18 protein-coding genes and 1 riboswitch are annotated in these 20,704 nt (G+C 36.3%); of the genes, 8 read left to right on the top strand and 10 right to left on the bottom strand.

The annotated features are described in order from the left end of the window. The first annotated feature begins 98 nt into the window (after nucleotides 1–98). Entirely contained in the window at nucleotides 99–941 is an 843-nt protein-coding gene (locus tag ACLIBG_RS08125; RefSeq protein ID WP_439312262.1) for a sulfurtransferase, read from the top strand. Between the two features lie 3 nt (nucleotides 942–944). Continuing rightward, complete coding sequence (locus tag ACLIBG_RS08120) at nucleotides 945–1,529, top strand: DNA-3-methyladenine glycosylase I (RefSeq protein ID WP_439312261.1); 585 nt, start codon at nucleotides 945–947, stop codon at nucleotides 1,527–1,529. Nucleotides 1,530–1,907: 378 nt separating this feature from the next. Here the strand turns inward: ACLIBG_RS08120 and ACLIBG_RS08115 are convergent, their stop codons facing one another. Both ACLIBG_RS08115 and ACLIBG_RS08110 read right to left on the bottom strand, forming a co-directional pair. Next, nucleotides 1,908–3,692: a methyl-accepting chemotaxis protein gene (locus ACLIBG_RS08115; protein WP_439312260.1), complete on the bottom strand. Its 1,785-nt coding sequence runs from the start codon at nucleotides 3,690–3,692 to the stop codon at nucleotides 1,908–1,910. 429 nt (nucleotides 3,693–4,121) lie between these two features. After that, nucleotides 4,122–5,840: a methyl-accepting chemotaxis protein gene (locus ACLIBG_RS08110; protein ID WP_439312259.1), complete on the bottom strand. Its 1,719-nt coding sequence runs from the start codon at nucleotides 5,838–5,840 to the stop codon at nucleotides 4,122–4,124. 445 nt (nucleotides 5,841–6,285) lie between these two features. Here ACLIBG_RS08110 and ACLIBG_RS08105 point away from each other — a divergent pair, with 445 nt between their 5' ends. Together ACLIBG_RS08105 and ACLIBG_RS08100 are read left to right on the top strand one after the other, a co-directional pair. After that, nucleotides 6,286–7,812, top strand: a complete 1,527-nt coding sequence (locus tag ACLIBG_RS08105; protein WP_439312258.1) for an alpha/beta fold hydrolase — start codon at nucleotides 6,286–6,288, stop codon at nucleotides 7,810–7,812. Between the two features lie 207 nt (nucleotides 7,813–8,019). After that, nucleotides 8,020–8,157 carry an anti-repressor SinI family protein gene (locus ACLIBG_RS08100; protein WP_439312257.1) on the top strand — a complete coding sequence of 46 codons (138 nt, stop codon included), beginning with the start codon at nucleotides 8,020–8,022 and terminating at the stop codon, nucleotides 8,155–8,157. A 443-nt stretch (nucleotides 8,158–8,600) separates the two neighbouring features. Here ACLIBG_RS08100 and ACLIBG_RS08095 read toward each other — a convergent pair whose 3' ends face one another. The 7 genes from ACLIBG_RS08095 to dapA all read right to left on the bottom strand — a co-directional run bounded on the left by ACLIBG_RS08095 (nucleotide 8,601) and on the right by dapA (nucleotide 15,341). After that, entirely contained in the window at nucleotides 8,601–9,299 is a 699-nt protein-coding gene (locus tag ACLIBG_RS08095; protein ID WP_439312256.1) for a response regulator, read from the bottom strand. A 175-nt stretch (nucleotides 9,300–9,474) separates the two neighbouring features. Then, nucleotides 9,475–10,620 (bottom strand): hypothetical protein, encoded by a 1,146-nt coding sequence (locus ACLIBG_RS08090; protein WP_439312255.1) that lies wholly within the window; start codon nucleotides 10,618–10,620, stop codon nucleotides 9,475–9,477. Between the two features lie 12 nt (nucleotides 10,621–10,632). Then, on the bottom strand, nucleotides 10,633–11,904 hold the full coding sequence (locus ACLIBG_RS08085) for a hypothetical protein (RefSeq protein ID WP_439312254.1): 1,272 nt from the start codon (nucleotides 11,902–11,904) through the stop codon (nucleotides 10,633–10,635). A gap of 3 nt (nucleotides 11,905–11,907) precedes the next feature. After that, nucleotides 11,908–12,777, bottom strand: coding sequence for an ABC transporter ATP-binding protein (locus ACLIBG_RS08080; protein ID WP_439312253.1), 870 nt, complete (start codon nucleotides 12,775–12,777; stop codon nucleotides 11,908–11,910). A 1-nt stretch (nucleotide 12,778) separates the two neighbouring features. Next, nucleotides 12,779–13,537 (bottom strand): hypothetical protein, encoded by a 759-nt coding sequence (locus ACLIBG_RS08075; protein WP_439312252.1) that lies wholly within the window; start codon nucleotides 13,535–13,537, stop codon nucleotides 12,779–12,781. Further along, nucleotides 13,524–14,093, bottom strand: coding sequence for an RNA polymerase sigma factor (locus ACLIBG_RS08070; protein ID WP_439312282.1), 570 nt, complete (start codon nucleotides 14,091–14,093; stop codon nucleotides 13,524–13,526). The genes ACLIBG_RS08075 and ACLIBG_RS08070 overlap by 14 nt, the downstream gene beginning before the upstream one ends. A 357-nt stretch (nucleotides 14,094–14,450) precedes the next feature. Next, nucleotides 14,451–15,341, bottom strand: a complete 891-nt coding sequence (gene dapA / locus ACLIBG_RS08065; RefSeq protein ID WP_439312251.1) for a 4-hydroxy-tetrahydrodipicolinate synthase — start codon at nucleotides 15,339–15,341, stop codon at nucleotides 14,451–14,453. A gap of 124 nt (nucleotides 15,342–15,465) precedes the next feature. After that, nucleotides 15,466–15,645, bottom strand: a riboswitch (Lysine riboswitch). A 310-nt stretch (nucleotides 15,646–15,955) separates the two neighbouring features. Between dapA and fni the strand changes: the two genes are divergently transcribed. Further along, entirely contained in the window at nucleotides 15,956–17,011 is a 1,056-nt protein-coding gene (fni, locus tag ACLIBG_RS08060; RefSeq protein WP_439312250.1) for a type 2 isopentenyl-diphosphate Delta-isomerase, read from the top strand. Nucleotides 17,012–17,045: 34 nt separating this feature from the next. Here fni and ACLIBG_RS08055 read toward each other — a convergent pair whose 3' ends face one another. Next, nucleotides 17,046–18,203, bottom strand: a complete 1,158-nt coding sequence (locus ACLIBG_RS08055) for a hypothetical protein (RefSeq protein ID WP_439312249.1) — start codon at nucleotides 18,201–18,203, stop codon at nucleotides 17,046–17,048. Between the two features lie 103 nt (nucleotides 18,204–18,306). Here ACLIBG_RS08055 and ACLIBG_RS08050 point away from each other — a divergent pair, with 103 nt between their 5' ends. The 3 genes from ACLIBG_RS08050 to ACLIBG_RS08040 all read left to right on the top strand — a co-directional run bounded on the left by ACLIBG_RS08050 (nucleotide 18,307) and on the right by ACLIBG_RS08040 (nucleotide 20,600). After that, a complete protein-coding gene (locus ACLIBG_RS08050) occupies nucleotides 18,307–18,810 on the top strand; it encodes a hypothetical protein (protein ID WP_439312248.1) in 504 nt (167 codons plus the stop codon). Between the two features lie 125 nt (nucleotides 18,811–18,935). Continuing rightward, nucleotides 18,936–19,388 carry a DUF2188 domain-containing protein gene (locus ACLIBG_RS08045; protein ID WP_439312247.1) on the top strand — a complete coding sequence of 151 codons (453 nt, stop codon included), beginning with the start codon at nucleotides 18,936–18,938 and terminating at the stop codon, nucleotides 19,386–19,388. 342 nt (nucleotides 19,389–19,730) lie between these two features. Beyond that, entirely contained in the window at nucleotides 19,731–20,600 is an 870-nt protein-coding gene (locus tag ACLIBG_RS08040) for an MBL fold metallo-hydrolase (protein ID WP_439312246.1), read from the top strand. Nucleotides 20,601–20,704 lie beyond the last annotated feature (104 nt).

Raw genomic sequence — 20,704 nt, 5'->3', positions numbered from 1 at the left:
AAAAATTACCCGTATCTTTCTCGTATAAGGAAATTTGTTATTCCATAAAGGTTTCAGTTAAAATAAACGTAGTGTTGTAATTATTAGGAGGGAAAAAAATGAGTTATATCGTGACGGAAAGCTGGCTGAAAGATAAATTGAACGAAGAAAAAGCAGACATCGCTGTACTTGATGTTCGCTTTAATATGGGCGATCCTGAGGCAGGAAGACAAGCGTATTTAAAAAGCCATATTCCAGAAGCTTTTTTCCTTGATATCGATACCGATTTATCCGGAAAAGTTGAAAAGCATGGTGGAAATCATCCGTTGCCGAATATGGATACCTTGGCTGAAAAGTTAGGTTCGATCGGCATAGATAAAAATACTACAATTGTTATTTATGATGGCGGTAGTGATATGTTTGCTGCTCGTGCTTGGTGGATCCTCCATTATATGGGACATGAAGATGTTTATGTTTTGGAAGGCGGATGGAAAAGTTGGCTTGCAGCAGGAAATGAAGTGACCGATGTTCTTCCAGAACGTACCCAAAAAGTTTTTCACCCAAACGTCCGTAAAGAGTCCGCTGTTCATATGGAAGATGTGCGCGAGAAAATGAGAGAAAAAAGTGCTATTTTACTTGATTCCCGCTCCGCAGATCGATATGCAGGAAGAACAGAACCGTTGTACACAAAAGCTGGCCACATTCCCGGTGCAAAAAATTACTTTTGGAAGAATGTTTTACATTCCGAGGGAAATTGGAAAAGTAAAGAGCAGCTGGAGGACTACTTCTCCGACTTGCCAAAAGACGAAGAAATCATTGTCTCGTGCGGCTCCGGCATTTCCGCGTGTCCGAATATTCTTGGTTTGAAAATGGCCGGGTATACCAATGTAAAATTATATCCGGGAAGTTTCAGTGATTGGATATCCTATGATGAAAACGATTTAGAAACGAAAGAAGAATAGAAGATGGCTTTAAAAAACAGATGTGCATGGGTAACCGATGATACCATTTATATACAATATCATGATGAGGAATGGGGAATCGTGTCTTCATTATCTTTTAACGATTGTTATTTGTTTGAAATGCTTTCCTTGGAAGGTGCTCAAGCTGGTTTGAGTTGGATTACGATATTAAAGCGCAGGGAAGCATACCGTAATGCATTCGATCAATTTGATCCAGAAGTAGTCAGTAATTACCCAGCGGAAAAAGTGGAGCAACTATTGGAAAACGAAGAAATTATCCGGAATAAGCAAAAAATTTTGTCCGTTATTACGAATGCAAAAGCATTTTTGGGCATTCAACAAGAGTATGGTAGCTTTTCAGAATACATTTGGGCATTTGTTGATGGAGAACCGATCATTAATCATTGGGAAACTTTCAGTCAAGTGCCTGCTTCCACAAAACTATCGGAACAAATAAGTAAAGACCTTAAAAAGAAAGGATTTAAATTTGTTGGGCCCATTATTTGCTATTCTTTTATGCAAGCAATTGGTATGGTAAATGATCATACGAAGGACTGCTTCCTCTATCAGGAAAAGGATAAAGATTAACAGGAGAAAAAGCTGGGACAAACCTAAATCGTTCCACGCTAAAGACGAACGATTATAGAAAAGTAAATAATAAAAGTTACTTTACCAAAGGTTGGATCTCTATACGTAAATGATGTAAACTGTGACGTAAATTTGAATAGTGATTTCCTACCGCTCCGAAAATATATTTCGCTTTCCGCCTGAAGTGGAAATCAACTGAAATTACGTCGCAGTTTATGGACAATTAGATATAAAATTTGTGAAAGCAGTTTAGAAAATCTACCAAAAGGAAAAATCCGAACTGATATAAATTCTTCTTATTGAAGAATTTTGAATCATCGTTCGGATTTCTCTTTTAATATAATGTACTTGTCCCAGCTTGCTTCCGTGCTAACAACTTTATAATCGAAATACGCGAATTTCTTGATTTAATTGTTCTGCTAGTTTTGCCAATTCATTTGCGCTATTTGATACTTCATCCATAGAACTGGATGTTTGCTGAGACGAAGCAGCAGATTGTTCCACTCCGGCAGCAGCTTCTTCGGAAACAGAAGCAATCTCTTCAATAAGCCCATTCATTTCATTACTATTTTCGGAAATATCCTTTAAATTAGTTGAAATGATTCCAATTTTAGTTGCCATTTCTGAGATGGAGTTATTAATTGTTTCGAAGCTATGTCCGGTTTTTTCAATTTGGTTTGTCCCTTCTTTTACTTCTTTATATCCTTTACTCAAAGAATCAACAACATGGTTCGTTTCCGTCTGAATATTGGTGACGATTCCAGTAATTTCAGAAACGGAGGAAGCGACTTGTTCTGCAAGCTTTTTTACTTCATGCGCTACAACAGCGAACCCTTGACCATGTTCACCAGCTCTAGCTGCCTCAATGGCCGCGTTTAACGATAGCAAGTTTGTCTGGTCGGCAATATCTTTAATAACAGAGACGAGATTGGAAATCTCAGCTGATTGTTTATCAAGTCCTTGAACTTTGTTTACTGCATCTGAAACAATCGAATCAATACGATTCATTTGATTCACCGATTCTTTCATTAAATCCGTTCCTTCTGTTGTTAATTGCAGAACATTATCTGATGTCATGGCGACTTCTTGTCCATTTTTTTCAGAAGCAATAACACTTTGTACAAAGTCACTCATTTTTTCCGACAGTTCAGACGCACTGTTCGCCTGTGTTTCCGAGCCTGAAGACAGTTCTTCCATTGTTGTCGCAATTTGTTCACTGCCTTCCTTAACCTCGTTTGCTGATTGATTTAATCCTTCACTTCTTGACGAAACAGATTCCGAAGCGTCTGTTACTTTCAGCAAAATGTTGCGGATATTGTTTTTCATATGGTTTACGGCTTGGGCAAGTTGTCCGATTTCGTCTTTCCCTTCGTAGTTCATGGATGGGACCGATAAATTTCCATCTGCTACTTCCGTAGTTACGTGAACGACTTTTTTTAAATTGGAGGATACGCCTCTACTAATAAGCAGCATCACGATAATTCCTAAAATAATGGCACTCGCATTAGCAATTACTAAAACAATAACACTATTGTCAATGCTTGAATTTGCACTTTCGACGGATGTGCCTTGCTCTTGATTTACCACATCAATTAATTCATTTACTACTGATACACTCGTTGTTTTCAATGCGCTAATTTTTATTTGGCTAAGCAGAAGCTCTGAATTGTCTTCTTCGTTAATCGAGTGCACAATTTTATTTAAAAAGATATTGTTTATTTCTTCATTGTTATCTGTGATTCGTGAGAAAAGTGTTTTATTTCTGCTGTCAGTAAAAATAGGTTTAAGCTTGATTAGTAAATCACTAAGTTCGGCGCTGCTTCCTTTAAAACGTTCGATATGCTGCTTATCTTCTGTAAGTAAAAAGTTGGCAACCTCTGCATCTTTTGTTTGAATAAGAAGCGCTACTTGTGCCATATCAATTGTTTGTGTGCTTTTTTCGTCGATAAAAGCAATATCCTCTTCAGCCACAGACAATTGAAAAAATACTACAACTCCGGCTGCTAAGAACAAAAAGGCTGTGATAAGAAAGGATAGTAAGTATTTCCGGCCAATCGTAATGTTTTTCCAATTAAACAATCGGAATTTTGACTTACGATTTCCTGCTTTTCCGGTATTCTGTTTGTAGTTTTTAGAATTGAACTTTTTTTTCTTTTTCTTCATATGTATTCCCCACCTTACTATTTTGTAGCGCAGTCGTTATGAAACTGCTGAAACTTTGCTGAAAAGAACAGATGAAATAGCCGTCTGGATATACTGGCTGCTAGCAGCAGACAGACAGACGAAGACTTTTAATTATAGTGCTTGTTCTAATAAGAAGGATATAAGCACGCCAGATCAACGTAATTTTTATCGGGCTTTTTAAACGATTTTTATATGCTGAAATTATACTCTACTCTTTTACTATATCGGCCATATGATAAAAGTATTAAGTCTTTTGGATGAATATTTTGCGGAAAGCAACAAATGATGCGAATGTTTGAATGCACAAAAAAAGCTATTTACGTTTGGTATAAATAGCTGTTTTTTCAGTAGGGGTAGTTCCGAAAATAATAAAAAGTAATAAATAAGAAGTGATATGTTATACGCTTTTCATAGTTTGAATACTGTAATTTCCATATTTAGTTGTTCTGCCAATTTTGAAAGCTCATTAGCACCATTAGATACTTCATCCATTGAACTAGATGTCTGTTGAATCGAAGCTGCTGCTTCCTCGACGCCAGCTGCTGCTTCTTCGGAAACAGAGGCCACGTCCTCGATTAAGTTATTCATGCCATTACTATTATCAGCAATTTCCTTAAGGTTTTTCGAGATAGCAACAATTTTCGTCACCATGTCTGAAACGGAGTTATTCACCATCTGAAAGGTTTTCCCAGTTGCTTCGATTTGGTTTGTTCCAGTTCGTACTGCCTTATAACCAGTGTTCAGTGACTCAACGACATCATCTGTTTCTGTTTGAATATTTGTGACAATCCTTGTAATTTCTGATACAGAATCAGTCACTTGCTCAGCCAACTTTTTCACTTCATTGGCTACAACTGCGAAACCTTTCCCATGCTCACCAGCTCTAGCGGCTTCGATTGCTGCGTTTAGGGAAAGTAAGTTAGTTTGATCAGCTATATCTTTAATAACGAGAACAAGTTTGGAAATTTCATCAGACTGCCGGTCAAGACCTTGCACTTTTTCAACCGATTCGGCAACAATCTGGTCAATGTAATTCATTTGATTGACAGACTGTGTCATTAATGTACTTCCCTCTGACGTGAGTTTAAGCACATTATCGGAAGATGCTACAATCTTTTGGCCACTTCTTTCCGAATCATTTACTTTTGCGGCAAAGGCACTCATGTTTTCTGAAAGTTCGGTTGCCCGGTTTGCCTGGGTTTCTGCACCGGTCGATAGTTCTTCCATAGTTGTGGAAATTTGAATGCCGCCTTGGTTTACTTCATGAGCAGATTGCGTTAAATCTTCACTGCGGTCGGAAACCGTTTGGGAAGCGGCTTTCACTTTAAGTAAAATACCTCGTATGTTTGCTTTCATTGTATTGACTGCTTCTGCCAGTTGGCCTATTTCGTCTTGGCCAGAATAATCCATTGGTTCGACAGCGACGTTTCCGTTTGCGACTTCACTTGTGATCGATACAACTTTCTTTAAATTAGCTGCGATACTGCGGCTTACAAGGACCATTAATAGTACGCCAAGACCGATTGCGACAAGATTAGCAATAATTAATATTACTATACTGTTGTATAGGCTGCTTTTAGCACTTGTGACAGCATTTTCTTGTTCCTTTTCAACAATGCTAATTAACTTGTCTGTCAATTGTACTGTTGATTCTCGTAATGAACTGGATACATTCCGGATCGCATTGGCTTTATATGCTCGATTGGTAAAAATAGCATCGATAATTTCATCGTGGAACATTGTATCAATTCTTTTATTATTTTCTTTAATTTCCTTAAATATTTCTTTCTGTTTAGTCGTACGCATATAGCTGTCAACGTTACTTTCCAATTCGGAAAATGTTTCACTGAGTTCATCATATGCTGTAATATATTTCCGCTCTCCAGTAATGATAAAATCGGCAACTTGCATGTCTTTTGATTGTACGATCTTCGCTAGATTTGTAATTTCCTCCGACCGCAAACTTTCTGATTCAATAGTTTTCAAATCTCGTTCAGCTACACTTAATTGAAAAAATACAATCACCCCTGCTGTAAAAAATAGCATCGCAGCAAGGATAAATACAGTTAAATATTTACGGGATATCTTTATGTTATTCCATGATAACTTTCCCATGAACTTTCCCAATGAATAGCCCCCTTTAATAAACTGAATCATTATATCTATATTTAAATTATTATCGCATGAATATTATGTAAATTCAATCTTATCAAACTTATATACCGTTACAAAAGAACTATTAAAATGAAAGTTAATGAAAATTCAACTTATTAAAGAAGGGAAATTTAACTAATAGAAGGAAAATAAACAATTATAGCGAATGAATAATGTTATATATAGTGGTTCTTTTTTCCTTTTTAATGGTTTGTGTGCTTTCTATTACTGTGATAGATTGAAATATAGATATACTATGTCAGAATAATTAAACACTTTATCAATTGATTTTTTTACATGTCTTATTATTGTTAAAAGGTTATGTGAGGTACATGTTGCCTATACTTCTTATATAAATTCATTTACATAGAATTAAATAATTGTTACGAATAAGCATTACGCTGACAGGGGGAAGAAGATGCAGTACATGGAACGAGGATCTGCTTCAATTCATTACGAATGGATGGAAACAGATTCAGGTTATGCAGCAGATACTATTGTTTTTGTACACGGATTGGGATTGGATATGCATTCCTGGGAATTTGTACTCCCCTATTTCCGGGAAAAATACGATATCATCCGTTATGACTTAAGAGGACACGGAAAGAGTGATTCGGGACAAGAAAATTTAACGGTTGAATTATTAAGTGATGACTTGCACTTTTTACTTTCTGAATTGGAAATTGATTCTTTTCATATTGTTGCACAAGGGTTTGGGGGATTTATCGCTGTCCAGCTTGCCGGCAAGAAGGTGAACGCCTTGAAAACAGTTACGTTAATGACAGTGCCCTTATACTATCCGAATGACCTTGGAGAGCAGATCGTTAATCAGCGGAAATCACTCGTTTCTAATGACGATACGATGATCAAGCTAGCAAGTGAAGTAGAAAAAAGTGCTTGCTTTATACCTTCTACAAAGAAGCTAAATACACTGTACAATGCCTATCATCAAGTTTCACCTAATGTATATTTTCAACTATTTCACCCACAGTTTGGAAAAGATACCATTCCATTACTAAGAGAAGTAAGCGTCCCTTTTTTGCTGTTATCCGGAGCAGAAGATAATGTTTATCCGTCAGAATTATCCAATATGAGTTTAAATTTCATACCAAATGGCAGGCATTATACGGTACCGCGTGCTTCCTTTCTCATTCAATTTGATCAACCGAAAATGATGACAGACTTAATTACACAGTTCATTACAAATAGTAAGGAAGATGCTTTTTCTGCTCAATCAACAACACAATACAAAAATCAACTGACAACACAAATGTATAAGGAATACTTTTTCCAAGAAAAGACAGAAAATGAACAGTCGGATCTAATTACTGTAAATATTATGAATGGATTCCACGTTGAAATAAATAATGAAAAGATTATTCAAGGCTGGGGGAAAAGAAAAGCAAAGCAATTGCTTGTTTACCTTGTGATAGCAAAAACGACTACTCGAGAGGAAATTTGTGATATCTTCTGGCCAGATACACATCTTGAAAGTGCAAAAAACAGACTCCGGGTTTCATTACATTATTTAAGGACTTTACTGCAACCAAGTCATGAGACAGACATTATTTTTGCAGATCGAGAGCATGTTAGTTTACGAACAAACGTGCAATGTGATTTTGTTGAACATAGGCATAAAATAATAGAAGCTCAGAATGTCGAAAACTCGACGATAAAAGCTGAATTATACATCAATTTATTGAAAGAAATGGTGAGAAATCCGTTGCCTGGATTATTTGAAGAATGGTTTCTTGACTTACGCCATCGCGTTGAAAAAGAGTGGGCAGATATGGCTTTGTTTCTCGCAGATTTTTTTGAAGAAAAGAAAGAGTATAAAAAAATGCTTCATTACTTGCGACTGGCCTTAAATCATTATATGGATGATCCTGTATTAACAAAAAGGTATGAAAAGTATGTAAGCACAGTCATATTTAGTGAAGAATAAGCTGCCATCCGGTGGCTTTTTATTTTTTGTTATACCTTTTGGTGAGTCACGTTTTTAAACAGCAGATTTGCTTAATGAATATTTTAACTATTTTTTACTTTGTGTAATGATCCTGTAACGATAAAGAACGTAAGCTATTACTAGCCTTTATAGTGTGTATTGTTGTAAACAAAGTATCGTTTTAAGGAATGAAAGAGGTGTGGTAGCGTGGCAAATAAAACGCAAACAATGCTTGATCAGGAATGGGTTGCACTTCTATTACAAGCAAAGCTAGAAGGAATCAGCATAGAGGAGGTGAAAGACTTTCTGCGTAACGAACAGTCAGATTTTGAAAAAAGTAGTTAATAATGCTGCTTCCACGACTTAATGAAAAGTCTTTGGGATTACATAAACATAAATGGATGAAAAGCATTGGAATGTAAATATCGGATTACTCTGATTTTTACAGCATCGTTCTTTTTGGTGATTTGCAAAATAATCATCTTCACTTGTTAAAAGATTTATAAAATCTATAGTCGTTTACTTAGATTATATCTAAATTAATTTAATGGAATTTTAACATACTGTTTAACATAACCAATTCAGGTTTAAAAGTCTTATTAATGATGTGTTGCTATTACAGATAACAATCTATAGAAGGGGATTGGGTCTGGAGTTTGACGGAGTTGTAGATCTGTGTGGAGGAGAAGGTTTGGGCAGAAAGCGACCGGGAAATGGGGAGTGTCTTCCAACTATCACTTCCTGTCTACGAGGCATGAAGGAGAAGATCTTTTGACAGTTCCCTCACATTATTCCTTCTCAGCAAAACGATACCCTGTACCGCGGACGGTTAAAATGTATTGCGGGTTTGTTAGATCTTCTTCAATTTTTTTCCTTAAGCTGCTAATATGAACCATAACAGTCCGTGTATCGCCTAAGCTGGATTCCTCCCAAACCCTTTCATACAGTTCTTCTACCGTGAATACACGCCCTGGATGTTTGGCCATATAAGCTAATAAACGAAACTCTTTGGATGAGAGCTTTACTTCGTTTTGATCGATTAGAACTTTATGTCGGTAAAAGTCAATTTCCAGGTTATTAAAGTGCATGGCTTCTTCCGGGGCTTGTTCTACCTCAGTATAGTAACGTTTTCTCCGTAAATGGGATCGAACACGTGCAACTAACTCTCTTGGGCTGAACGGTTTTGTCACATAGTCATCAGCGCCAATCGTCAAGCCAATTACTTTATCCATCTCTTCCGCTTTGTTGCTAATAAAAATAATGGGAGTAATTGACGTTTTACGAATTTCCCTGCACACTTCAATACCATCTAATTCAGGTAGTAAAACATCGAGCAGAACGAGGTCGGGTGCCTCTTTGTGAAATTGCTTAATACCTTCCGTACCTGATCGGGCCTCAATGATATGATACCCATCGTTTTTCAAGTAAAGTTTGATGAAATCCCGAATATCCGGATCGTCTTCCACAACAAGTATTTTATTGTTCATATTCCCCCGCCTTTTCTGTAATGGCATCCTGACAAGCTCTATTATATTAAAGTATACCTTATTTGACGGAATTATCATACACCTTCATCTCGCGTGTTGAAAGAGATTCGGTATATGAAAGAAGTCAGTTTTGGATATGGGGGTATTATGAAATAAAGTTAAGGAGCTTCATGATCTAATGTGCGATATCAATTAATTTTTCCCTTTTCCATCTCCAAATAATGATCATTATTACGAGTACTATAAGTAGTCCATAAACCAATGGTGCAAAATAAATCGGATGGCTAATATTCGTTACATTAGAAATTAAATAAGGAAGCAAAAACCAAAATAGTAAAATGGCAGCAGGAATTTGTACTCCGGCCAACGCTAAATAATTCGGTGAAATCCGTGATAGTATAGCCGTTAATATGGCTACGGTAATCCCCAATACATAAACCAATAATACAGTGAGAATTATGTATTGAATAAATGTTAAATCAAACCAAAATACACTTGGGTGAAATACCGAATTGATATTTAATCCGAAAAACATACCAACGTCGTTTTGTGAATATAAAACAAAGAAGGCCGTTAAAATGAAAGTAATCATAAAAAAAGATGCGATAAGCCCGGCATACAATTTTCGCACAAATACATGTCGTCCTGTTTTTGACGTATATTGTAAATAAATGAGATTGTTTTTTCGATCTCGCAAATATAATGGAGATAGTATAATCATCGTGCTTAATAAAATAATAATTGTAACGTTTGTAATTAAGGTATTATAGTTCATAAACACTAAACTAGGAAATGGACTGACACTTTCGGACACTTCTTTTAGTCGTCTATTCTGCTTCTCGTTTGTTGGACCTCCATAGGTACGATCATTATGATAGCCACTATTTTCATACCTTTCCATTAGCCATTCTCTTGCCTGTATTTCCCAAAAAACATCCACTTCCTCTTTGAACATCACTTGACTGTTGAGATTAACTAATTTCTCACTTCCACTACCCATATCCATGTTTTGGAATTCTTCATAACTGGTAATTCCTGCTTCAGCAAATGCATCCTTTGATTTGAGGTATTGAGTTGCTGTCTCGATATCTTCTTCATACTGTTCTTTAAATAATTTATATTCACTTTTGTCCATGTCTTCACCAAACTGTTCAACCATCTTGACACTTATATTATATGTATCTGTTGCAGGTCTACCGTTTGGGAAATGCGTAAATTCAAATTCTAACAACATACTGTAAAGAATAAACCCTACTATCCCTAACAAAACTAATAATTTGAAGGTGAATATTTTTTTTAGTTCATAGCCTATCAATCTCATTACTTTTCCCTCCTAGCTAAGCGTGGATTTTTTGAAGTATTTCAAGCTGACAAGGCATAAAATGAACGATAGAACAATCCAAATCAGTACCGTATATAATTCCATATATTTAAAAGAAAAGACACTCCATCCTATGAACCACAGATGTGGGTTCAGGATAAGGTTGAACGGGGTCATTCCTGCAATAAATAAAAGATTGCTATTTGTAGGAACAAAACCTTGTATGACCACACCCAATCCTAGTAAAATACCGAATGCTAAGAAAACGACATAACTATTTTTCACCCATACAGAAATAATGAATGTGATCAGCGTAAAGATTAGCTGACAAATATAAACTAAAACAATTGCAGCGATCACGTATTGACCAAACGACATCTTCCACCAGGAGATGTATGGAAAGTCGTATTCGATATTGAAATAACTACTTATCGGCACATTCCATAAGCCAGCATAGTTAAATGTTACAAAAAATCCAATCAAGGTTAGCCCTAATATAATGGTCGTTATCATCATACTTGCTGTAATAGATGACCAAAGTTTATCTTTCGCAAGTTTTCTCCCGCGTTTTGCGGAATAAGCAGTGAGATGCGTTTTGTTTTCAAACTCGTAAACAGTTAAAAATCCAGTAATAAGTACACTTAAAATCATGGCTTCAAAAATAATAAACCGAAATATATTTTTAAATAATAGAGAATGCATTCCATGTGCTTTCCCATGGAAAAAAAGAGTTTTATGTTCCCCATTAAGGATTAATTGATTAAACCGGTCTTCAAGTTGAGCAAATTGATTTCTAACGGTAGTTGCTGCTTCTCCGGTAATTCCATACTTTTGTATTTCCTGCTCTGCAACAGCAGAGACGTCTATATTTTCATAGTATTCATCAATTTCCTGTGCATTGGAATAGTAGTTTTCAAGTACCAATACCTCGATCATTGATTCCATTTCTTTTTCTGTAAATAATTCTTCTCTATTAATAGAACCGTCCTCAAAAAAAGAAGCTGCACTATCGTATGTTTTCGACGTTTTTTCACTAACCGTTTCATTCATTTCTACGATGTGCGAATCATAATACGTTTGGAAATCACTCATCATATTACCGTGTATTTTGTACCCTAATTGATCAACAGTTTCTGTCAAAACGGCTAATTCGCTTTTAAAGTAGCTATTAGTATATAAATAAAAGAAGTTAAATCCGATAAATAAGATAAGTAGAGCATAAACGACTGGTGAAGTAAATGCCTTTTTTAGTTCAAGATTTCGGATGCTTATTTGTTCTTTCATATTTTATTCCGCCACTTCATCTTGATAGGTATAAAGGAAGACATCTTCAAGGCTAGGATTCACCTTTTCCCATTGCGGATCCGGCTTCCCATCCGCTATAAATCTGATTTTGAGTTTTCCTGCTTCTTGTTTTTCCGATAGAGAAAGATATCTTTTTCTGAATGAAATGGCTCCCTCATGGTTCATTTCTGTTTCGTACACGAGTCCTTTTAGGATATTGCATATATTTGTAATACTGTCTTTATAAAGGATTGTTTTATCCTTTATCATAATGATCTCATTTGCTATCGATTCAACGTCTGGTACGATATGGGTCGATAGTATAACGATCCGATCTCTGGCAAGGTCTGTTAGGATGTTCCGGAATCTCACTCTTTCTTTCGGATCAAGACCTGCAGTTGGTTCATCTAAAATAAGTATTTTCGGGTCATTCAATAAAGCTTGAGCAATTCCAACCCGTTGAATCATCCCTCCGGAAAATTTCTTCATTTTTTTGTTTGCGACATTTTCCAGTGCTACAATTTTCAATAGGTCATTGATTTTCGTTTTAACTGTAGACTTTTCTAAACCTTTTAGTGCAGCCATGTAATGTAAGTATTGTTTCGGACTGGAGTTTTTGTAATACCCGAATTCCTGTGGCAAATAGCCTAAGATATCACGGTAACTCTCATCGAGCTTGATAATTTCTCTACCGTTATATAGAATTTCCCCTTTGCTCGGAAAAATTAATGTTGTCAGCATTTTAATTAAGGTAGTTTTCCCAGCCCCATTCGGAGCCAGAAGCCCATAAACACCATTCGTAAATTCCAGATTAATATCCTTTAAAGCTTCAAATTTGCCAAAGTTCTTATTTACATTCGCTACAGTTAACATGTTAAACAACCCCTTCCGAATTCCTATAAGTAATTAGTTTTTTTAGATTTTTGATATAAAGCCAAACGAATACAGCAACAAAACCGATATAAATGTACATTGGTATATTTATAAGAATTGTTTTATAAACTTCCTTACTATAAAAAACAAATAAAAAATTAATTGCCAGCCAGCCGAAAATAAAGCTATATTTTGTAAAGTTGGATTGCATTTTTGTTAAAGCAAATAAGAATGCTGTAGAAAATAGAAATAGTGATACTGTTGAAAGGCTAAAAGCCTGTAAAAAATTAATCTTCTGATAAGAGACAGAAAGAACCCCAATAATGATTCCATTTATCCCAAGACAGATTAAACTAAAGACAAGCATGCGAAAGGCTGCCAGTTGAAATACATTATACTTACACGTCATCTCCACTTCATAGGTATTGTTTTGTTTTAATTTATACAGCGAAAGAACGGAAAGCGTTAAATAAATAATAGGCGAGAAGATAAAAATCCAAGCATGAATTTTCCCGTCGAGTTGATGTAAAAATTCCGCCTTAAAACTAAAATAAACAAATACAGCTACCAGTAACACGGTAATATAGAACAATTCCATTGCATCTCGAAAAATAAATTTAAGTCCTATCTGCTTATACATTTGTTTTAGATAAGAGAAGAAGGATATTTTTACAGGCATTCCAGTAGAAACAATGTAATTTATTTGTTCATGAATCGTTTGCTCATCGGGAAAGTCAATATAAAACTTATCTTTCTTCATTTTCCTCATCCTTTAGTTTCTTTTTTATCTTTTTTATCTTTTTTATCATAGAATAATACTTTGTTTTTACGGTGGACTGTGGGATTTCTAGTAAGTTGGCGATTTCTAAAAACGTATATTCACCGAAAAACTTCAGTCTGAAAATTTGCTGTGTTACGGTATCGAGCCTATTTACGATATGAACGATTTCCTCTATATCTTGTTTGTATTCTAATAAAACAGTAAAGTCTTTTTTGCTAACAATACCATCTGTATCCTCTATATAAATCGAAGTACTTTGTTTGTAATATTTTGAGCGATAGAAGTCCACGATACGATTGGTTGTAAGTTTATAAAGCCAAGTTCTAAAAGACGCTTTCTTTTCATCAAATGAATGGAGTGACTGGAGCATACTTATAAACACCTCTTGGGTAATATCCAAAGCCAATTCCTTATTTAACATTTGCTTGTAAATATATCCATAAATTTCCTTATAGTACTTAGAAATTAATTTGTTCGCAGCTGGTTCACTTTGTCGTGTTATTATTTGTTTTATATACTTGGTATCTTTTTGCATCAATCAACGCCCACTTCATTTAAATAAATCTATTCATTCTTGTATTCGTAATAAATTAGAAAATAGTTTGTTTTATGATGAATAATTTTACAAGAAATACATTATAAGTGCATTTAGATACATGAGCAGCGGAGAAACAAGCCAACGAAGTGATTCGCCGCTAATAATTTGGTGACTTTTTGAATAACCTCTATAAATAATTTTAAAGGAGTGCTTAAAATTGAGCCACATTCTATTAAAATACAAAAATCCCCTTTCAGTTTTGTCTGAAAGAGGATTTAACACTTTAATATTTAATTGTCCAACCGACTCATCATGAAGAATCCAATATAGAATGTTAATTAGTTAGTGCGGGGCTTACCCGACTCTCTGAACTCTGTTTGGTTGAATAATTCTTTTCAATGCTGCTTTTTCTTCTTGGTTCAACGGTACTAGTGGCAGACGAACACTGCCAACATGGACTCCGTTCATATTTAAAGCTTCTTTCACTGGTGTTGGGCTTGGTGCCGCAAAGAGTGCATTCATTATTGGCAGTAACTCACGGTGAAGTTTTGCTGCGTGTTGCACATTACCGTTTTTAAAGTTTGTTGTCATTTCTTGCATTTCATTCCCGATAACATGAGCTGCAACTGATACGATACCAACCCCGCCAATCGATAGAACTGGTAATGTTAAACCGTCATCACCACTGTAAAGAAGAAAATCCTCTGGTGTACGGCTAATAATTTCCGCCATTGCATCCAAGTCACCGCTCGCTTCTTTTACGGAAAAGATATTTTCAATAGAAGATAAGCGCACAATTGTATCGACACTCATGTTGACCGCACTTCTTCCTGGTATATTATACAACATGACCGGAAGGGAAGTAGCTTCTGCAATTGTTTTGAAATGCTGGTATAAACCCTCTTGAGAAGGCTTGTTGTAATAAGGTGTAACAAGCATAATGCCATCGACACCGATATCTTCTGCTTGTTTTGTTAAGCTAATCGACGCTCTCGTATTATTTGATCCTGTACCTGCAATAACAGGAATTCGACCGTTTACCGTTTTTACTACAAAACGAAATAAATCCAGTTTTTCTTCATGTGTCAATGTCGGACATTCTCCAGTTGTACCTGCCACAACGACTGCATCTGAACCATTTGCTATCAAATGATTTACTAAGTTTCTTGTTGCGTTAAAATCAACATCTCCATCACGATCGAATGGTGTAACCATTGCTGTAATTACTTGACCAAAATTATTCATTCCATAACACCCTTTTTTTAGTATTTTTAGAGGTGATCTGGGCTGATGTAATCGTAAGCACAAAAAAGCAGCAGTGAACGGCTTCACTGCTGCTTTAGAAACAAATTATGATTAATGTTTCCGTGCATAAGGTAGCCCTCCATATAGTTTCCTATATGACAGTCCTGCATTTGTTCAATAGCAGACCCAGCTTCAAGAACATGAGTATTCTCGTCGCTTCGGCAAATTCCCCTTTCCACAAATATCGTCGGATCCCAGTGTCCTCAACTTGTGTACTGATGGTTTTTGCTCCTCTATCCTCAATTTCAAAATAAAATTTGAAATAGGAATTTATTTAATTGATTCCTAGTATAGCAGACGATGAAAATGATTACAAGGATAAAAATAAAATTTATTTTGATAATAAACATATTAGGGTGAAATATTATAGGGGAACAAGCCGATTAATTGTTGCATTTGTCGATTTGCTTTCAATATACGAACAAAGCAAGTAAACTGTGAATAAAGTACTTTTTCTGGAAAACTGAGCGGAAAAACCAGTCTGAAAAGTGATCCATAAATTAAAAACAGCTTGCTTTAGACTAATTAATATAGAAGAAAAAGGATGTGCTCGTATGGGAACAGAGATTAATCAAAGAAAAACGGAACATATTCGCCTTTGTCTAACGGAGAATGTAGAGGGTGTGAATAAAACGACTGGTCTGGAAGGGATAGCGTTCATTCATAATGCGCTGCCTGAGATAAATTTTGCGGACATTGACATACATACGGAATTTTTAAATAAAGAGCTAAAAGCGCCTTTTTTAGTAAGCTCCATGACAGGCGGTTCAGAATTGGCGACAGAAATTAATATAAATTTGGCCAAGGCTGCAGAGGAAAAAGGCTGGGCAATTGCACTAGGATCTACACGTGCCCTGTTGGAAAGTGATGCACATAAAGATTCTTTTTTAATCCGAAAGCATGCTCCTACCGTACCGTTAATTGCGAATTTGGGTGCAGTACAATTGAATTACGGTTATGGAGCTGAAGAATGTCAGCGGATTGTTGATTTAACAGAGGCTGATTCACTCGTGCTTCATTTAAATAGTTTGCAGGAGGTCGTTCAAGACGGCGGAGATTTGAATTTCGATCAGTTGCTTTTCAAAATAGAAAAGGTATGCCAATCTGTTACTTTTCCTGTAGGGGCAAAAGAAGTCGGATTTGGAATCGATGGAACTGTTGCTGAAAAACTATTTACCGCAGGAGTTTCGTATATTGATGTTGCTGGTGCAGGAGGCACGTCATGGAGCCAAGTCGAAAAACTGCGCACGCAGGATCCTTTACGGGAGGCGGCAGCGGAGGCCTTTAATGCTTGGGGAATACCGACGAAAGATTGTATTGTTTCCGTGCGAAATCACTTGCCTAGCATTCCGGTTGTTGCAAGTGGTGGAATGAAAACAGGATTGGATGCAGCAAAAGCAATAACAATCGGGGCTAATGTGATTGGATTTGCCCGTCAGTTATTACAGGCAGCAACAGAATCACCGGAATCAGTAATGGAAACAATGGAGCAAATTGAGTTCGAATTAAAGATGGCGATGTTCGGAATTGGAGCAAAGTCGCTGGAACAATTAAAAAACACAAATCGTCTAACGATTATGGGGAAATCGTTATTGGATGAAAACAGCTAAGAGCATTAGTCTCTTAGCTGTTTTAAGTTCGTTTCTAATGGAATTTTTTCTTCGCAAAACGGATGATCAGATAAGGTATCCAGACAATTAAAATAAAAAAGATTGTGCTCGCCGTTAAACCTGCAAACATTTCATTAGTAATCGGGTCTTTATCCCCAAATATAACAGATACAATGAAAGTAGCGATAAAAGCCTCCACGCAAAACCGGATCATGTAATGCCAACGTAAATGCTTTCTGAACATCCAAAAATAAATAATGGAAAGAATAAATAAAAGGATAAAACCAGGAAGGGGACTTTCGGCGTTAACGAATTCCTTTTCAGCCAATATAACCGTTATATACAAACCGACTGCGTACAGTAAATATAAAACTGCCGCAATGCGAGCCCATTTGGAAAAAGGAAGCTTTTCCGGTGAAGCTTCATGTTTGTTTGCTTGTGACGTCTGGTCATTTTCCCCATCGACTTCTTCTGATTGATAAGGGACTACTTTTTCTTCTATCCACGTATTGTAAAGATCCAGCACTTGATTTTCCCATGCTCCGTTATAGTCATAAAAGATTAATAGATCTTCATTTTCAAATAAAGCTACTTTATCTTCAGAATGAACTCCTCTTATGTCATGTGCTGTATAATAAAAGGCGATTTTCGCTTCTTTAAACTTTTTCAGCCATGGATCAACCGTATGATTTTCATAAAATGGGATGGAAAGCACTTGTTTTTTATCATTCATTGTTAATACGACATAGATAATAGGTGGTCTCGTGTTTTTTGGTACTTCTTCCGTCACACCAGCTCGAGCATATGCATGATTATCCTGAAATGTATAGTTCGCCACAACGATATAGTCTATTTGATCAATAGAAATAGTGCCTTCTATGACATCTTTTGTTGTTTTATTCCACTCTTTAAATGAAAATACGTTATTTTTTAAAGAATAGGTGGAGTTATGCCGGTTTAACCAAATGTATTTTTTTATTACCCGAATCATTCCTCTTGTCATCCACCAGCCGAGAGGTATAAGGGGAATTAATAATAATAACCAATAACTTTTAAATATAAAGAATAATACGAAAGGGCCTATAATGCAGGCGATACCTAGTAAAAGCACAAACGTATAGGCTAAAAACATGTATACCCACCAAAAAGGATCCATTTTCCTTTCTGTTTGCTCCAGCCCAAGATTCAGCATAATACGTTCCCTCCAATGACAGTACATTACGTCTATAGAAAAATAGAAAACATCTTGTTACAATATATAATAACAAAAATGAAATAATTTTTGGGGGATTTATATGATACTATATCGAGAAATCTTTCTTTCTGTTTGGCATTTAATCGTAATTGGGCTAACGCTTTTTGCATTTGTTGTCATGATAATTGGCGGATATTCCAAAAAACAAGTAATTAAAACAACGATTCAGTCTGCTTTAGTTTTTTATTTGATTGTATCTTTTTTTATTGGGTATATTACATATGATGATGAGATGATGCGGCGGGATATGTTTGAAAGATTGGACGAAACATACGAAGCGCAAGGGGAAACTCAATTGCTCGTAGCTAATCTTGGCCAACAAATAAATGACAATGCTCATGCCACAATTAAAGTGTATGCAGGTAATTATCATGAATCAAAAACGTTTCAAGGGGTTTTACGTATAATAGTTTTATATGAAGATAATACGGAAGAAGAAAAAGAGTTTGATGTTTCAATCGAACCGGGCGAAAAATTGGAAGTAGACAATTATTTTTCAATAGAGCAATTTAAAAATTATAAATATCGTTTTGAACCGGAGTAGTAGATACATAAAACTGTTTAACCATAGATGTTTTTTTCCATTATTCATGGGGTAATGTTTATCAGGAGGTGAGAAACCTGACAGCGGAATATGTATAAACTATAGAAGGCTGCCAGGACTAACATATGCCTTGGACGATGAATGATTATCCATCTTCATTAAAAAACTTGGATAAAATAACAAAAATGAAAGCAATTGACATTGCGAATGCCATGGTGGATGAAGGTTATGATGAAGACAGTGCCATTCCAATCGCAACCGAGCAAGCAAAAGAGTGGGTTGAAAACGCAAGTGGTGAAGAATTAAAAAGGTTTAAAAACAATGCACAATTGACGAAGCGTTCTGAAGAAGGAAAACAATACGAAAACAATCCAGAACGCTTGGATGAAGCAGAGGAAGTTGTTGGTCATGAAAATGGCTGGGCTGTACAATCTTCAGGCGCAAAAAATGCGAGCCATGTATTTCGATTGAAAGGAGATGCTGTAGAGCAGGCGAAAGAAATTGCAAAAAATAAAGGAACAAGATTAATTGTTTACAAAAAAGATGGCTCGATTCAAGAAGAAAGAACTTTTGAGTGATACACCGAGCTCACTACGGGATAAAAAAGTAACTGTACCTTTCAGAAAGGTGCAGTTATTTTTGTTCATAAGGTCAGAAAGTATATAATTTTGTGCATAGCTGTCTAACTTAAGCGCCCAGAAACTAGGCGACTTCCCGCAGCGCCTTACAATAAGTCATCATCGATTCGCACAGCTCATCGTGATTCCTTTATCTCAGTTGCTTCGGTCCAGTCGCTACGTTTCTAAGCAGGGCGCTTGCGCTTTTCTTAAAGGAAAGAAAACGATATATGAATCATTCCCTGAAATGGTCGAATGATTCTTTGAAATGAACAAATACTAAAGAACAGAGGAGGGTTTTAAGTGGACCAAGAGTTTCAAGAGAGCAAAGATAAAAAATTCATACCGATGACGTCTATTACGAGCAGAACAGGAAAAGAAGCTGCAAACGATGTATATTATTATACGGATCAAATCGTTAATATTACGTTTATTGGGTATCCAGATCAAAAGGATTGGATACTTGTTGATGCCGGGTTACCGTATGCCACCAAGGAGATTATTGAAGTAGCGGAAAAACGCTTTGGAAATGGGAATCAGCCTTCTTGCATTTTATTAACACACGGTCATTTTGATCATACGGGTGGACTTGTCGATTTAATTAAAAAGTGGGAAGTACCCGTGTACAGTCATCCATTGGAGCATCCTTTTTTAACAGGGAAAGAAAGTTACCCTGAGCCTGATGCAACAGTGGAAGGTGGCTTACTTGCAAAGGTTTCACCGATGTACCCTGTTGAACCTGTTAATATAGAAGGAGTTATTAAACCTTTGTCGGAAATGAATCAACTGCCCGAACTGAAGGGGTGGAGATGGATTCATACACCAGGTCATTCTCCAGGTCATGTTTCTTTTTTTAGGGAGGAAGACGCTTTATTATTATCCGGGGACGCATTTATTACAGTAAGGCAAGACTCCTTATATAACGTAATGATGCAGACGCCGGAAATTAATGGACCACCTCGATATTTAACAACCGATTGGCAGCAAGCATGGGATTCGGTTAAAAAATTAGCAGATCTTCAGCCTGAGACTGTCGTTACCGGACATGGACCAATGATGCAGGGAGAGCCATTGAAGCGTGGATTAACCAAGCTTGCTGCAGACTTTGAAAGCTTGGCCATTCCCGATTATGGGAAATTTGTAGATCGGTCATTTGAAGGGAAGTACCATTAGAGAGTGTGTAATCACCGCTTACTCGGACATCTCTTAGCTAAGTTCTATCAAAATGGTACTATTTTTACTTTGCGTTCATGCTGTTCACAGCCACACAACAATGT

The sequence above is a fragment of the Virgibacillus sp. W0181 genome (genome assembly GCF_051846915.1).
In the GTDB taxonomy this organism is placed as follows: domain Bacteria; phylum Bacillota; class Bacilli; order Bacillales; family Amphibacillaceae; genus JBPYCR01.
Note: the sequence above shows the minus strand (reverse complement) of the source record. Positions and strands in the feature narration are given on the sequence as shown.

Bases quoted from the DNA above. Each gene is read 5' to 3' on its own strand.
- ACLIBG_RS08125 (WP_439312262.1), top strand. From the start codon at position 99: ATGAGTTATATCGTGACGGAAAGCTGGCTGAAAGATAAATTGAACGAA.
- ACLIBG_RS08120 (WP_439312261.1), top strand. From the start codon at position 945: ATGGCTTTAAAAAACAGATGTGCATGGGTAACCGATGATACCATTTAT.
- ACLIBG_RS08115 (WP_439312260.1), bottom strand. From the start codon at position 3,692: ATGAAGAAAAAGAAAAAAAAGTTCAATTCTAAAAACTACAAACAGAAT.
- ACLIBG_RS08105 (WP_439312258.1), top strand. From the start codon at position 6,286: ATGCAGTACATGGAACGAGGATCTGCTTCAATTCATTACGAATGGATG.
- ACLIBG_RS08095 (WP_439312256.1), bottom strand. From the start codon at position 9,299: ATGAACAATAAAATACTTGTTGTGGAAGACGATCCGGATATTCGGGAT.
- ACLIBG_RS08090 (WP_439312255.1), bottom strand. From the start codon at position 10,620: ATGAGATTGATAGGCTATGAACTAAAAAAAATATTCACCTTCAAATTA.
- ACLIBG_RS08085 (WP_439312254.1), bottom strand. From the start codon at position 11,904: ATGAAAGAACAAATAAGCATCCGAAATCTTGAACTAAAAAAGGCATTT.
- ACLIBG_RS08080 (WP_439312253.1), bottom strand. From the start codon at position 12,777: ATGTTAACTGTAGCGAATGTAAATAAGAACTTTGGCAAATTTGAAGCT.
- ACLIBG_RS08075 (WP_439312252.1), bottom strand. From the start codon at position 13,537: ATGAAGAAAGATAAGTTTTATATTGACTTTCCCGATGAGCAAACGATT.
- ACLIBG_RS08070 (WP_439312282.1), bottom strand. From the start codon at position 14,093: ATGCAAAAAGATACCAAGTATATAAAACAAATAATAACACGACAAAGT.
- dapA (WP_439312251.1), bottom strand. From the start codon at position 15,341: ATGAATAATTTTGGTCAAGTAATTACAGCAATGGTTACACCATTCGAT.
- fni (WP_439312250.1), top strand. From the start codon at position 15,956: ATGGGAACAGAGATTAATCAAAGAAAAACGGAACATATTCGCCTTTGT.
- ACLIBG_RS08055 (WP_439312249.1), bottom strand. From the start codon at position 18,203: ATGCTGAATCTTGGGCTGGAGCAAACAGAAAGGAAAATGGATCCTTTT.
- ACLIBG_RS08050 (WP_439312248.1), top strand. From the start codon at position 18,307: ATGATACTATATCGAGAAATCTTTCTTTCTGTTTGGCATTTAATCGTA.
- ACLIBG_RS08045 (WP_439312247.1), top strand. From the start codon at position 18,936: ATGCCTTGGACGATGAATGATTATCCATCTTCATTAAAAAACTTGGAT.